Below are 14,920 nucleotides of genomic sequence, written 5' to 3'. Positions count from 1 at the left end.
ACAGATTTTGTGTAACTGCCAATTTTAAATAAAGTCCTTTAAACGGTCTTCGAATTCAATCATAAATCGATTCAAGGCCGTTTTCCAGTTTCTTATCGGCATCGTCCATTTCTTGGATGCCGCATCTATCGCAAGATAAACCACTTTCCTTGCTGAATCATCAGACGGAAATAGCTTACGTTTTTTAATTGCTTTTCGAATAACACTGTTCAGTGACTCTATCGCATTCGTTGTGTAAATGGCTTTACGAATGTCTTGAGGGTATTTAAATAGTGTATTTAGGTTTGTCCAATGTGCTCGCCAAGAGCGACTTATTTGTGGATATTTATCATCCCAACGTAAGCAGAAGTTATCGAACTCAAGTAACGCTTCTTCTTCTGTCACTGATTGATAAATGCGTTTTAAATCACCTGTAACAGCCTTGTAATCCTTCCAGGGCACATATTTCATCGAGTTACGTACCATATGAACAATACAGAGTTGAACTTGGGTTTGAGGGAAAACGGTATTAATCGCTTCAGGAAAACCTTTCAGGCCATCCACACAAGCAATCAAGATGTCATTTACCCCTCGGTTTTGAAGCTCAGTCAGTACGTTCAACCAGAACTTAGCCCCTTCGTTCTCAGATATCCACATGCCAAGTAGCTCTTTATGTCCTTCAATGTTAACCCCTAAAGCCAGATAAACAGCTTTATTGATAACGTGTTTATCTTGTCTGATTTTTACGACTAAACAGTCAAGGTAAACAATAGGATAAACTGAATCTAAAGGTCTGGCTTGCCACTCTATGACTTGCTCTATCACGGCATTGGTGACACGAGATATCAGTGTGGGTGAGATATCAGCATCATACATTTCTTTGAACGTATCAACAATTTCTCGAGTCGTCATGCCTTTGGCATACAGATATAAGATTTTATCGTCCATTGACGTAAATCGAGTTTGGTTCTTTTTAACCAATAAAGGCTCAAAACTACCTTCTCTATCGCGTGGTGTTTCAAGGTCGACTTGACCATCTTCAGTGCGGATATATTTTGATGAGTAGCCATTACGGCTGTTGTTGGTGCTGGATTTTTCATGAAGTGCATAACCAAGATGTTCTTCAAACTCTGCGTTTAAAGCAGCTTCAACGGTTATCTTGGTCAGTATTCTGCGAAAGTCTGTTAAGTCTTGCTCTGACTTAATGCCTTTAGCGGCTTGTTTCGCAAATACTTCTAATTCTTTCTTATTCATAGTCTGCCTATCCTAAACCCTAGTTGGGTATTAATGATAGGCAGTTACACAGATTTTGTTACAGGGTCAAAGGCCTCAAAGCTATCAAATATATAAGTTATTCATGAAGCTAACCCCAAACTTCAATTATACATTGCGCAATAAATAGTTGGTTAGTATCTAAAGTGATATTTTGAAGATCATTCCATTTAACTTTATCTTCAGTCCCAAAATTCCAGTAGCCACATGCCCATTTACAATATGATTGCTCTAGGTCGGCTTAAATTGTTCATAAGTTACGGTTTCTTCAAAGGTTAAATTGTTCGAAAAAACTACAAATCTCCATGAGTCAAGAATAAATCTTTATATCTTGATTTGAATCTGTAAGATTTTACATTAAATCTAGTGAGCTTTATTGACAATCTATTAGATTCTGCAATAATATGTCTAGATTCAACTTATATAAGGTTTAAATATGTCTAACACAATTAATTTGAAAGAAAGTGATATTCCTTTTGAACACGAGAGGGAAACCAAAATCCGTGACCATTATGCTGCTAATTTAGATGACTTAAGACCCAATGAAAGACTTATTGGTTGTGAAGTAAAAACAAAAAAACACAATTTAAGTGTGGATATGCAAACCGTTGATCATAATAACGTTTTAAGGCTTTGGGAATTCAAGGTTGTAGCTAATTATTCTGCAATAGGTCAGTTGTTAGTATATATAGCTCAAAAAAAGATTGAGTTATTGGGAAGTAAAAGAGTTATTGGCGTCATTGCAGCAGTCGATATACCGGAGTTTATAGTTGATGCAATTAATATGAGTGACCTACATATTGAACTTGTCAAAATCCCCAAAACAATTATTAACTGCGGTTTAATATCACAGGTACAGTCTAACAACAATTTAAAAATTAATTACCCACAGGAGACACAAAATGTTTAATGCACCATCAGGAAAAGAGATTATAAAAAATATTGATATCCCAGAAAATGAGCATTTTATGGGATTAAAGTATTTGGACTACAATGAAGATCAAGTAAGAAAAGCTTTTGATGATAATCGTTATGAATTTCTTACTCGTCATGATCATTACACTGTGACTGGGCAACTGTCTTTAAAAGGGAACGTTAAGAATAAAGAAGGTAAAAGATTGTCAATCATCTCAGCTATGAATTTACAAAATTTCACAACGACTGTTTCATATGATCCTTCAAATCCACCAATTGAAAACTATGACGCTTTGGGAATGATTGACGCTCATGAAAAGACTCAATCTGACTTTAAAGGCGCTAAGAAAACAAATAAACAAGACTTTGCTAGCTATATAGTTGAAGGTATGAGGAATGACCGTGACATCCATCTGCCTGTTATTTCAGGCTGGCAGACAGATGAAGTGTTTTGCGATACTATTTTTGTTGTATATCATCAAGTGGATGTCAATACAGCATACGGGTGTCTATATATACCTAAAAAACCCATAATGCAATCTGATGGACAGACTCAAACAGCTGCACTTTTTTCTGTTTCGCAAAATAAAGAAGCGCAAGAGTTGGGTGCTTTAGAGAACTTATTGGTAACTTTAGAAATTGAACTAAATGTAGATAATGTGAAGGCAGCACAGGCATTTGCAGATCGAAATGGCAGAGGATCTAAGAAAAATAAGAATTTAGTTATTTCAATGGATACGGCCGCACCTCTTAGTAAATTAAGGGCACAAGTTTTAGCTAAAACAATTTTTGATGGTCGAATAGCTAATGGTCGTAGTGGTGGAACTTCAGTTACAGCGACTGAGAATATTGTTGATTTGTCAACAATTGAGCAAATGATGGCTTATGCCTTAACAGGGCCTAGTCCTCTTAAGCCTGAACACTTTAAACATCACCACTTAGATGTTTTGAAGCCTTATGCTGATGAGTTCTTAAGTATGTTATCAACTTTATTCTCTTCTTATTGGACTCATCCAACACCGCCAAATGACGACACATATAGACGACTGTACGTTTTAGGTTGGCCTTTTGCACTTAAAGGTATTGCTTTAGCATATTATTATTCTAAACAAGATGAATTAGAGCCAATCAAAAAAGCAATGTTGGAACGTGATTTAGTGAGAGCTGATATGTCAGCACAAGAGTCTTTTTCATATAGAATTTTGTATACAGAGAAAGATATAAAGCCCTTGTTATCGTTTAAAGAATTAACCGATCGGTTAAGCCAAATCAATTGGATTAAGCACAAAAAACATTGGGCTGATATTACTGGCTATTCACTCGATGTAGACGGTAAGAAGAAGACATGGAAACTAAAACAATTTGGAGAAGTGGTAAAAACACTAAACCAGAATCAAATGATACAAGTTACCAAAGTAGCAAATAAAATTTGTGGTAAAACTTGGAAAGATTTGACAAGTGATACTGACGAGTCATTATCGTAGCTATCTCTGTAAACGTAATTATTTAAATATGTATTGAGTGAAACACTGGCTGTTTATATAAAAGCAGCCAGTGTTTCTTATTTTAGATATACTCTAAGGGATCTTGAATACTGTTGCGTTCGAAAGCTTCAAGTCTTTCTACACATGAACCGCAAGTACCACATGCTTTTCCTTGTCCTTTATAACATGTCCATGTTTGAGAATAATCTAGTTTCATTAACATACCATCTTTTAGGATACCGATTTTATCAGTATCTAAGTAAGGAGCATGAACATAAATAGGTTCAAAATTAGCTACTTTTGAAGCTTGGTCCATTATTTTTACGAACTCTGGTCTACAATCTGGATAAATTATATGATCCCCTGAGTGAGCGCCATACCAAACGCCTTCAGCCTCAATATCTACAGCGTAACCAATGGCCAATGAGATGAGAATCATGTTGCGGTTGGGCACTACAGTTGATTTCATGTTTTCAGCTTCATAATGGCCATCAGGGACATTAATATCGTCAGAAACTAGTGACGAACTGGTAAATAATGTAGATATAGATTTTATATCTAAAATTTTATGTGGAACATTAAGTTCATTACATACATTTTGTGCGTAAATGAGCTCTTTATTATGCTTCTGGCCATAATCGAAAGATAGTGCATATACATCAAAGCCTTCTTTTACTGCTTTGTTTAAAGCAGTAAAAGAGTCCATGCCTCCAGAATATATAACAACAAGCTTTTTCATTTCTTAAATTCCATTAATTGTCTTGCTCAAATAAGGCTTAGCTGAAGTACACATCGTAATCAGCTTTAAATGCTTTCTCTACTTCATAAATTTTTAATAAGTTTCCAGCAAACAACTGCTTTTCTGACGTTGTATTTTGAAAGTCATGCCACCTTCGAGAAAACTTTATATCGTCAGTACCTTCTTCTTCGCTTTTTATAAGTCCCAAATTCCATGATGTTTTACTGAAGTGGCATTTATGAGAAATAAGTTTTAACTCTTGAACAAAAAATTCAATTGTAGGGATATTTACTGTGTTCGACGGTTTGTCTTCGAGAAATACTCTTATCATATGGCGACATAAAAATGAGAAACCAAATATGCTAGTACCATGAATGATATAAGTATCTTTCATGCTTTTAGATGTATGCTTCCATTCATTTTCAAATACAATTGTTACAGCTATCCAAAAATTGTTAATTATTTGAGCAAATAACTGTTTTGATTCTTTCGTTAAGTCTTGATGCACTCTTACGTTAATCGATTTTAAGATCATTCTTTCAACGTTTGAAACAAATTCTGTTATCGATGATTCAGCAATTTTTCCTAAAGGGTTTCCATTTGATTTGATAAGCCCCTTTAAAGGAGGAGTTCCATTTTTATTATCTCCAAATCCTAGTTCTTCAGAAATAGATAAGGGGAAGGCCTTTATAGCTAATGCGGGCGGTTTATAAATATCATCATTGAGTGCTAAAGCATTCAATTGAACTGATGTTAATGGTTTGCCGAGATTAAGAATTAGAAATTGTTGAATATAGTCATTTTCATCTTCAGAAATGAAAATAGAAACAGGCAGAGGATAACTTTCATGAAAACTATTTTTAACTCCCCCTGAACGTTGTTGACCATCTACAATTGATCCCGGTAACTCTTGTGCTGGAGATTCAGGGAAGTATGGAACTTCCAAATGTCCAAACTCAGTTTGACCTTCTAAAGGAGTAAAGGTTACTGACTTATTAAAGCCAATAACGAGATTTGCCAAAATAGTAGACTTAGGAGATTCAATGTAATCTTTTATAGACTCAATATGTTTTGGTAGTTCACTTCTTTGATATCCATGGATATATTTACCTTCTCTTGTTATATGGACGATTTTAGCTATATCCCTTACTTTTTTACCTTCTACCCAACCAGAAAATACAGTGACGTTATTAACCAATTTTTTAATTACTTGGATTCTTAAAATGACTGGTTTCATTATTTATTAGCCTTAATCGTCGAGCTTTTCATGTCATCAATAACTTTGTCTTTATGTTTTGTAACCATTGCTAAATTATGTATACCTCTACGACGGTTTGTTTGGTTAGAGCGAAAAATGATATTCATTATCCCACTCTCACAAACTCCGCATGTACAACTTTTCCAAGGTCTATTGGTTAGAAAGCTTTTTATTTTAAGCTTATCCTTCTTTAGCATTGCCTGTTTAACTGGTGTGATTTCTTCTACTAGATAATCTGCTGTTGTAACTTTTTCATAAGCCATAAGCGCTTTAAAGGTTGAGTCTAAATTTTCACCTGTATCGTCATACTGTATTAATTTTTCAATACAGTCAGTTTCAAGCCTTTTTACACATTCATTTGTAGATAGGGCATTGTTGGATAGGTCGATATCAATTTCATTATTGTTTAGCATTTTAGCTACGAGGCTTCGAATTTCATGACGATGTTTATCAATTAATTTTTGAACATTATCATGATCACATTGACGAATTCTTATTGATAAAGACTGAATAAGCTCATGGGCATTATCATTAAATTCAAAGTACTTTCCAGCTTTAATGCCTTGCATTAGTGGGGACGTACTATCTGCACTAGTTACACCATATTTTGCGTATGCAGGAATATTCTCAAATCTACAGATTCCCAGTAAGTGAAACTGCGTCTCTTTCTTTTTAATAGAAGAGAGTGTCTCTAATAAATCTAATAAGTCAGGCGTTTTTGATTTGATCATACCGCCGATTGTAATATGAGTGTATCCGATCTCTTCTAGCTTTTTCACCGAGCTAATAAAAGACTCTTTGCTAAAACCATGAGCTACGCCATAAGGAATGAAAGACTTACTTTTAGCAGTATTAAGGGTCTTAGAACGCTCTAAAAATAGCTCGGCATTATCTAGGGTTATCTTTATTCTACGTTCCGCTTCTCTTATATCGGCGTAGTCCATAGCTTTTAATGCTTCATCATCCTTGGCATACGGGAATACAATGTGATCGAGTGATATTCCACAATCAAAACCTCCCCGGTCATAGAATTCAATTAACTCATCAATTGTGAATGGTGGCTCAGGCTCATTTACATAATCAAATGCGCCACAATCCCCCATAAGCAATACATTCGAAAATTTCTCTTGGTTCAACCTTAGAAATTTTTTAGCACCATAATAATAGAAGTCTTCAGTGAGTTCTTGAGTGTAGTACTTACCTTTCTTTTGCATTGTGCCAACACCAGCTAATGAAACAAGCATACCGTTGTAAGGCAATTCCTTTAATATTTCATGGGGGTAGGCATCATCATCATATTTACGGTGATGCTTGGTTTTTTCGTTGGTAATACCATTAAATTTAGGGTCGACAAAATCTAAGTTGTCTGGAAAATAATAATTAAAAGTTGTCACGTTAAACCTATGTATTCTTTATTGTTGGATATCGTTGATTATTTATTAGAGTGAAACTGCTTTAAATAACACATTAAAGTAATTCTTTGAGTAGTCTACTAAATCGTTTTTGCTCACATGCTAAGTTTTCATTTCTCAATTTTTTTAGCAACATAGAAGCCGATACTTTAGCTCCTTGAAATATATCTAATTCTTTTTTAACAAAAGAAACAACTTCTTCATCTGAAAGTTTTTTCCGATTTTTAACTAATAGTTTGATAGCGTTTTTTTCAAGATCATTGTATTTATCAATGACACGTTTACAATCGAAAATATTAACTTCAGTTTCATCTAATAAATATTTAGCTAGTCTGATATTCAAGGAAACTCTACCGCCTTTTAAAGTGCTACAAAAGTCTGCTTTTGACTCTAAAAAGAACGGTATTAGTTGTTTGTTAATATTATGTTTACTTGAAACAATAAAAAAGTTTTCATTTGTTAGTTTTTGTTCTAAAACTAATTGTTGTAGTTCATTTTGTATTACTTTTAAATAATCAGGAGAAGCAGCAATAAAAAAAACATCACCAATATTAGTTGAAACTAATGAATGAAGTGATTCTACTTTTAATACATCGGCACTTCTTTTTTGGTGTAACGTGTCCCACCATTCACTATTTGATAATCCCGTTTTATTAATTGAGTTTTCACTTCCGCTTGAAAAGGTAGCATCATAAGAGCCAATTTTGGATGAGTTATGAATTAGTCCATAACCTGCCGATAATACCCATAACTCGAGATTCGGTTTTATAATACTTTTGGCAACTTTCCAGTGATCACCTGCATATACTTCATTTGCAGGAACTTTTTGTTCTGCTTTCTCAAGTTTATCACACCATGAATTAACTATGGTTTGTGCACTATTATTCCCAATTAAATTTTTTAACTGAATCTTACCCTGAATATTCGATTTTTTAAGGTTTGTACAATTGGTGATTAAATGGATTTTCAAAGGTTAATTACCCTTGTACACAACACCACATGTGCATGTTTCCATTAATTCAATTGCAGAAAGCTCTGGTAAGATTGGTTTTAGCTCTCCCCAAACCCATCTTGAAATTACTTCAGCAGTTGGGTTTTCTAACCCTTCAATATCGTTAAGGTAGTTATGATCTAACTGGTCATAGATAGGTTTGAAAATTGATTTAACGTCAGAAAAATCTATAAACCAGCCAGAATGTTCATCGACAGTTCCCTCTAAATGAATTCTAATTCTATAGGAATGGCCATGAAGTCTCCCACATTTATGTCCTGTGGGGACATTAGGTAATTTATGTGCGGCTTCGAAGGTAAAGTCCTTATATATAGCTGTGCTCATAGTTTTTCTAAGTTATCATACTGTCAATAAAGACAGCATTGTACACCACAACTTTAACACCAGCCACTACTATCGATTGTTTAATTACGATGAATTGATATAGTGCACTTCAAGGTTGGAATTTTATATTAACTTAGTGGTGGAGTTGTGGAAATAGAACAAAAAGAATTACTCGTAAAAATTATTTTGACTTTGCAAGGTGATCATCATGGATGTAAAGAAGAAGCAATTAATATGGCAAAAGAAGCACTTGGGATCGAAATTGAACACAACTCAATACGAGAAATGATAAATGAAATATCAGAAGAGCAAATCGAAAATTTTATGAATTTGATATAAGTTGTTTTTTTGAGTTAGTTGAACTGCACTACTGATAATGATTAGGAAAAATAAGTGAGCATAGAGAAAAATTACCAAAATATTATTTCTGCTATCGGAGAAGACATCAATCGTGATGGTTTAATTGATACTCCAAAGCGTGCAGCGAAAGCAATGGAATTTCTAACGCAAGGATATCATCAAAATATTGATGATATTGTTAATGGTGCTCTATTTGAGTCGGATGCAGATGAAATGGTTGTTATCAAGAATATTGAATTATATTCAATGTGCGAACACCATATGCTGCCATTTATAGGTAAATGTCATATTGCTTATATTCCAAGTGGAAAAGTTTTAGGCTTATCAAAGTTTGCTCGAATTGTTGATATGTATTCAAGACGGCTACAAATTCAAGAAAACCTAGCTAGGGAAATAGCTTTATCTATACAAGAGATAACCGGGTCTATTGGTGTAGGTGTAATTATAGAAGCACAACATTTATGCATGATGATGCGTGGCGTACAGAAGCAAAACTCATCAATGACAACATCAGTAATGTTAGGGGAAATGAGAGAAGATGCTTCTGCTAGGCAAGAAATGCTAGCACTAGTTAAGTCATAATCATGATTTAATTGAAATAGATTATTACTAATTTTTTCGAGGTTAAAAATATACTTTAAAGGTAACTATTATATTAGATGATCAAAATAAGGTTCAGTTTGATGAAGTTAAATCACTATTAAAGCAATCTTATTGGGCTAATAATAAACCTGCAAGGCAGCAATAAGCTCATTATAGTATGTGAGGATTCGTATTGAGGCTGACTGTTTATTAATTTCTTGGCCAAAATTTTCGAGAGAAAATGATTCAGCCTAATGTCACTTAGATATGATAGCGGAGTGCTCGGCGATTAATAACGGTGGTATTACCTTCAAAACCGATATCTGCAATGATTAGATCACCTTGGGTATTTTGCGCAATACCAACGTTCGTAGCACGTTTGGATAGTGCTTCAATACACTGGCGTCAAGATTTAGGTGCGTATGATTTTAAATGCTTGTTTTACATGATATTTACACTTAATTTTTAATTAAATAATTTAGTTAATTTTTCCTAAAGTTGTTAGCTGACACACCAGAAAAGCTAACATCGCCAAAGTCTACATCTACATAGCCATTATCATGCATCTTTGTTAAAACCCCTTCACCTAAGCTATATCTTGATAGATGTATAACTCGACAACCTTCATACAACCCCAATAAATTTGGACGGCGAGTATTTGAACTAGGTTGTGCATCAGTTTTAATATAACTGTTAGATACTTTGCTTTTATGCCTATTATTCCGTTCTATTTGAGAAGATAAAGCTTCTTCACGCTGTTTCTTTTTATCTCTTGATAGAGGAGGTAACCCTGTGGTTCGATTATATTTTTGATAGAATCTTTCTTGTATATTTACATTATCAACTATTAAAAACTTATGAAGTGTAGATTGGCATATCTACTAAGAATCTATACTTTCTGAACCCTCAAGAAAATCGTCGACCTTTATCCCTAAATACCTGACAGTGCTTTCAAGCTTTCGATGACCTAACAATAGTTTGCATGCTCTTAAGTTTTTAGTTTTTTAGTTTTTTAGTATATTAATGAAGGTTTAGTTCTTCTCATCGTATGAGTCCCGTATTGAGTTTGATCTAAGCAAATAATGGGAAACCCAAGCATCAACAATTATTCCATACTTTCGTGTTGATAAATGTGCTGACGAATGAATTCAAAATTTAAACAAATAGTTGTTATGGCTTAGTTGATAATTTGTAATTAAAACTTGAACTGATTTTCGTGTGTTTTCGCTAAGTTCAAATTGAACGGGCAATCCTGTCTTTTTTTGTGCGCAAGAACTATCAGGTTTTACCCGGAAGAATCAATTTTCCTTTAATTGAGACGTTTCCCCATTGCTTTTGTGTCTGTTCTCATTTGTTTTAAACACTTTGAAAAATATTTTTGAGTACAGCGTAATTAAATTTTAGCTAATAATTCTGCTTTAGCATTATCTATTTTATCAGGGTTGGTTTTTGTGGAAAGTTTCTCCCTGTCCTTACGCCCTAAAAAATAACTAATACGTTCAGCATTCGCACCAGACGGGTGGGGCATACCAGCAAGTATCATTTCTTCTCTTATTTTCCCATTTTGGCCGAGTGACAAAAGAATGTCTGCCACTCCTTGCCCTAGAGGAATATAAAGAACATTACTATCAAGTTGTCTACATTCATCGTCGAAACAAGAAGTCACCATATCTTTCAAAATTTCCAGACGAAGTCCATTCTTAGCTGTACTAATTGGCTTACCCTTAAGTAAGGTAGGGTATCTAAAAATAGATGTGCTATGTAATAAGTGTTTGTTCTCATCAAATAACGAAGAGCAGCTTATTATACCTAAACGAGTATTTACTCCTACTTCATCTAACATTGCTATTAGGTTCTTGCGAAGAGCACCGCTGAAGCTAGCAGTTTCTTTTGCCAACTGTGACACTTTCTCGTCCGGTAAACCTTTCATAAAAGAGGCTTGTGCCGCAATATTTGCATTGTGAGCTTGAGTTGCCCCAGGTGAAATGCCGACTAACACTATTCTGGCTTCAGTATTGACGTACTCAAATGGAGAAAAGTAAACGTCAATATCACCTTGAGTAGCTATAAGCAACGAGCTATCGAAAGGAGATTTACCCGTATAATTTTCTATGTTTTTTTTGAAAAGAGCTAATTGTTTGTTTTCCATGATAATCCTTTAGTTTCGTTTGATTCGCTGTGAGCAATGTCCACACGTTATAACGCGATACTCCTCATTATTAATTACAAAATAAGGTAAGTGTTCTGACTGCAAATGCCCAATTAATTTTTTGACTGCTTTGATTTTACGTTTGAGAACGCTGCGTGAATCTCCAGCTAATTTTGTTGCTCTTAATACCATCAAAATTTCTTTTAAAATGGACTTTATTTCGTGAGTACTTTGTCTTTTGGTATGAATTTCCACTCTGACGCGCTAACAATGCCAAAGTTATTTGATGCATTCGGTCTTCGCCATCTAGCAAGAGGCATCATCATTAAGTGATCACGGGCACTATTAAAATCATTGAAGTGAGTTTCATTTCCTTTATCACCTACCTGATAGCCTTTTGCCATGCGACAGTCTGAGTTGAAATAACTTCCATCCTTAGCTACGGGAACTAGTAACACTCCATCTTTAAGTTCACGAAAATCTACTTCCATAAAGTTGATTGTTGGCTTAAAGGAATTTCGTTGCTTTAACCAAAGTTTGGCTTCATCGACAGAAACATAGAATTTTCCTTGTCTTTGTTCGATATTAAACCCCGCTTTACCTTGGGATATATGATTTCGGACGCTTTGTAATGACATATCTGCAATAGCGGCTAGTTCGTTTAGTTCTATTTCTCCAGATATATCAAAGTTATCGTTTTCAAGGTCATATATCTTTTTGAAATCAGCGCCTTCAGACATTACTATTTCTAATCTTGCTTTTGCGGCCAGCATGATGGTTTCTATGATTGCATTTTCATGATGAAAAAATGTTGAGTGTAGTTTCGTCGAGTATAACTCCTCTAATAAACAGTAATCCTTTATCGTTTCAAAATCATCGGATAACATTTCACCTTCGATTAGTTTCCCTAATACTCCAAAATTTCGCTGTCTGATGAGTAAGTGGATTAATTCTTCAGGTTCACTTGTGTTTTCGTCCGCATGACTAATACCGTTGATCATCCAATCGCCTAATATTAAATGAGATTTTTGAAGCTCTTTTGCTTCCTTTATAATATCAATATCGGTTAATGCTTTATGCTTTATCAGTTTATTGCTAGCCATTTTGTTAATGTTATTTTTAATGTTTAGGTTGTACATAGATTAGCATTAGATGCTAAATAGTCAATCACTTTATTAATATATATATTAATATATAGCCAGTGCGTCATTCGTAGGCTTAACTTATCAAGCCATCTATAATAAACTAAAATAAATTTATCAAACTTACCTGTACTGTTAACTGACTGTAATTTTTGAAATTATAATGATGATAGTATTAATCGTAGTTCGTACTAATTTATATGCAGGCACGATACTATGATCTAATCTCCATATTTTTCTTTTCTTAAAACATCAAAAATCACGTATAAATTACAACATCTACCGTCTTCTTGGTGCGTAGAACGGAAATTAGCAACTTGTTAATCCTAACGTCCGCTTCAAGCTCAAAGTTGACGTAACAAAATGAAAAGCTTAATGTCAGGTTAGAGCGAACTCCGCTCAGTCAGAACTTTCAAATCACAGCCACAACGTTACTTGATAATGGCGCTGACTTATTAACGACTCAAAAGATACTGGGTCATGCTAGCGTGGTCACTACGCAAAGCTATACGCATATTGCAGTCAAGAAGATGAGTGAGGATTATCAGAAATATCATCCTGCGGTGCAGAATCCCAATTTATATATTCCACGTAGTCATCCTATTAGAAATCCGCCTAGTGATTAAACTAAGACTTAGCGGATTATTCCCCCCTACATCTTAAGTTGTTTTTTCTTCTTAAGGACAGAAAAATATAAAACTGTCCTTAACTTGTCTGTTTTTATCTTTTAAGGACAAAACATGTATTAAAATGTCCTTTAAATCACTATTTTTGTCCTTTAGGACGCTGACTTTGTCCTTAAGGATTTGATTTTTGTCCTTAACATGCGTACCATAAGGACAGTTTTATTAATTTTGTCCTTAAGTTATGAGTAAAAAAGCACTTCTTGAACAAGAAAAATCATCAATTTTAGCCCATATTGCTGAAATAGGTGAGCCTATGAGGCTAGGCGAAATAGAGAAAACACTTCCTCTCTCTATTAACAAGAAAACCTTGCAAAGACGCATATGGTCTATGGTTGAAGAAGGGTTGCTGTTATCTGATGGGGAGAAAAGCCATACTAAGTACTATGTCGATAAGGACATAAATGAACTTAAAAGTGTCCCTAAGGAACAGGTTGAGGACACTTATGGGGAAAATGTAAGGACAAAAAGCGAAGATAAGGACAAAAACCCTATCTTTTCGAGTGATGCGATGTCCTTATTGGGTTATTTAGATACACCTTCTTATGCTCGAAAAAGATCGAGTTACCAATTTGCGTTAATCGATAACTATATTCCTAATCAAACTCAGTATGTGCCTGAGACAATGAGAGTTCGATTGTATGAAGCTGGCAAGCGGTTTAATGAACAGTTTGCCGCAGGTACATACGCTAAAAAAATCAGTCAGAGATTACTGATTGACTTATCCTATAACTCTAGTCGATTAGAAGGAAATACGTATTCAAAACTCGATACGCAAAAGCTGATAGAGCAAGGTTTAACGGCTGAAGGTAAAGTTCACAAAGAAACTGTGATGATAATGAATCACAAGGAAGCGATAGAATTCTTAATTGAAAATGCAGAAGAAATTGTACTTATCCCATTTACAATCAGAAATATTCACTCATTGTTATCACAAGATTTGCTAGCAAACCCAAAGGCTTGTGGGAAGATTAGAGAAATAGAAGTGGGTATTAGCCAGTCAGCCTATACGCCTATGAGCAACCCTCACCAATTAGAAGAATACTTATCACTTATCCTACGTAAAGCGGATAAAATTGAAGATCCATTTGAAAAGAGCTTTTTTTTATTGATACACCTTTCGTACTTACAAGCCTTTGAAGACGTAAATAAACGCACTGCTCGACTGTCGTGTAATATTCCATTTATTCAGCATAATTTGTGTCCTCTGAGTTTTATTGATGTCCCCCAAGAAGACTACTTTAAGTCTTTGTTGTATTTCTACGAGACAAACCAGGTTGGGCCTGCGCTTGAGCTTTTTGAATGGGCATATTTACGCTCATGTGAGCAGTATGATGTTGTAACTGAGTCATTGGGTGAAATAGATACTTACCGAATACAATATCGAGCCGATAGAAAAATTGCGATGGGCCATATTATTCGCCAAAAACTTGATGAGGCTACGGCTACTCGATATCTTGAGCAATACTGTATAGATAATAATATTCCATCAGAAGATAAGTTTATCAGTATGACACTCAGTGACCTTGCACAACTGCATGAAGGCTCAATTATTGGGTTAGGCATCACAGAAAGAATATTTATTGAGTGGAAAAGCGCTAACTAAAAC

At 34.7% G+C, this 14,920-nt stretch carries 14 protein-coding genes; 6 read left to right on the top strand and 8 right to left on the bottom strand.

Translation table 11 applies throughout. The annotated features are described in order from the left end of the window. Positions 1-24: 24 nt before the first annotated feature. The gene (locus tag H4J65_RS08225; protein ID WP_182197418.1) at positions 25-1,233 is read right to left on the bottom strand and encodes an IS256 family transposase; all 1,209 of its coding nucleotides are present in this window, start codon (positions 1,231-1,233) and stop codon (positions 25-27) included. Positions 1,234-1,687: 454 nt separating this feature from the next. Here H4J65_RS08225 and H4J65_RS08220 point away from each other — a divergent pair, with 454 nt between their 5' ends. Together H4J65_RS08220 and H4J65_RS08215 are read left to right on the top strand one after the other, a co-directional pair. Beyond that, positions 1,688-2,161 (top strand): hypothetical protein, encoded by a 474-nt coding sequence (locus H4J65_RS08220; protein WP_182197416.1) that lies wholly within the window; start codon positions 1,688-1,690, stop codon positions 2,159-2,161. Further along, positions 2,154-3,650, top strand: a complete 1,497-nt coding sequence (locus tag H4J65_RS08215; protein ID WP_182197413.1) for a DNA sulfur modification protein DndB — start codon at positions 2,154-2,156, stop codon at positions 3,648-3,650. Before H4J65_RS08220 ends, H4J65_RS08215 begins: the two co-directional genes overlap by 8 nt. 82 nt (positions 3,651-3,732) lie before the next feature. On the opposite strand, the gene queC is transcribed toward H4J65_RS08215, so the two are convergent. From queC to queD, 5 genes are all read right to left on the bottom strand, one after another. Then, positions 3,733-4,389: a 7-cyano-7-deazaguanine synthase QueC gene (gene queC, locus H4J65_RS08210; RefSeq protein WP_182197410.1), complete on the bottom strand. Its 657-nt coding sequence runs from the start codon at positions 4,387-4,389 to the stop codon at positions 3,733-3,735. Between the two features lie 37 nt (positions 4,390-4,426). After that, positions 4,427-5,626 (bottom strand): DGQHR domain-containing protein, encoded by a 1,200-nt coding sequence (locus H4J65_RS08205; protein WP_182197400.1) that lies wholly within the window; start codon positions 5,624-5,626, stop codon positions 4,427-4,429. Beyond that, entirely contained in the window at positions 5,626-7,041 is a 1,416-nt protein-coding gene (gene dpdA / locus H4J65_RS08200) for a tRNA-guanine transglycosylase DpdA (protein ID WP_182197398.1), read from the bottom strand. The genes H4J65_RS08205 and dpdA overlap by 1 nt, the downstream gene beginning before the upstream one ends. Positions 7,042-7,114: 73 nt before the next feature. After that, a complete protein-coding gene (locus H4J65_RS08195) occupies positions 7,115-8,029 on the bottom strand; it encodes a DUF6884 domain-containing protein (RefSeq protein ID WP_182197396.1) in 915 nt (304 codons plus the stop codon). A gap of 3 nt (positions 8,030-8,032) precedes the next feature. Next, complete coding sequence (gene queD, locus H4J65_RS08190; protein ID WP_182197394.1) at positions 8,033-8,395, bottom strand: 6-carboxytetrahydropterin synthase QueD; 363 nt, start codon at positions 8,393-8,395, stop codon at positions 8,033-8,035. Positions 8,396-8,542: 147 nt separating this feature from the next. Here queD and H4J65_RS08185 point away from each other — a divergent pair, with 147 nt between their 5' ends. Continuing rightward, positions 8,543-8,734, top strand: a complete 192-nt coding sequence (locus H4J65_RS08185) for a hypothetical protein (RefSeq protein ID WP_182197391.1) — start codon at positions 8,543-8,545, stop codon at positions 8,732-8,734. 54 nt (positions 8,735-8,788) lie between these two features. Further along, a complete protein-coding gene (gene folE, locus H4J65_RS08180) occupies positions 8,789-9,337 on the top strand; it encodes a GTP cyclohydrolase I FolE (RefSeq protein ID WP_182197389.1) in 549 nt (182 codons plus the stop codon). A gap of 1,393 nt (positions 9,338-10,730) precedes the next feature. Here the strand turns inward: folE and H4J65_RS08175 are convergent. Beyond that, a complete protein-coding gene (locus H4J65_RS08175) occupies positions 10,731-11,486 on the bottom strand; it encodes a hypothetical protein (RefSeq protein WP_182197387.1) in 756 nt (251 codons plus the stop codon). A gap of 215 nt (positions 11,487-11,701) precedes the next feature. Further along, positions 11,702-12,589, bottom strand: a complete 888-nt coding sequence (locus H4J65_RS08170; protein ID WP_182197385.1) for a hypothetical protein — start codon at positions 12,587-12,589, stop codon at positions 11,702-11,704. Positions 12,590-13,044: 455 nt separating this feature from the next. Between H4J65_RS08170 and H4J65_RS08165 the strand changes: the two genes are divergently transcribed. Beyond that, on the top strand, positions 13,045-13,254 hold the full coding sequence (locus H4J65_RS08165) for a tyrosine-type recombinase/integrase (RefSeq protein ID WP_182197447.1): 210 nt from the start codon (positions 13,045-13,047) through the stop codon (positions 13,252-13,254). Between the two features lie 241 nt (positions 13,255-13,495). Continuing rightward, the gene (locus H4J65_RS08160; RefSeq protein WP_220465109.1) at positions 13,496-14,917 is read left to right on the top strand and encodes a Fic family protein; all 1,422 of its coding nucleotides are present in this window, start codon (positions 13,496-13,498) and stop codon (positions 14,915-14,917) included. Positions 14,918-14,920 lie beyond the last annotated feature (3 nt).

It is taken from the genome of Colwellia sp. MB02u-9, assembly GCF_014077085.1.
In the GTDB taxonomy this organism is placed as follows: domain Bacteria; phylum Pseudomonadota; class Gammaproteobacteria; order Enterobacterales; family Alteromonadaceae; genus Cognaticolwellia.
This window is presented reverse-complemented; position numbering and strand designations above follow the sequence as displayed.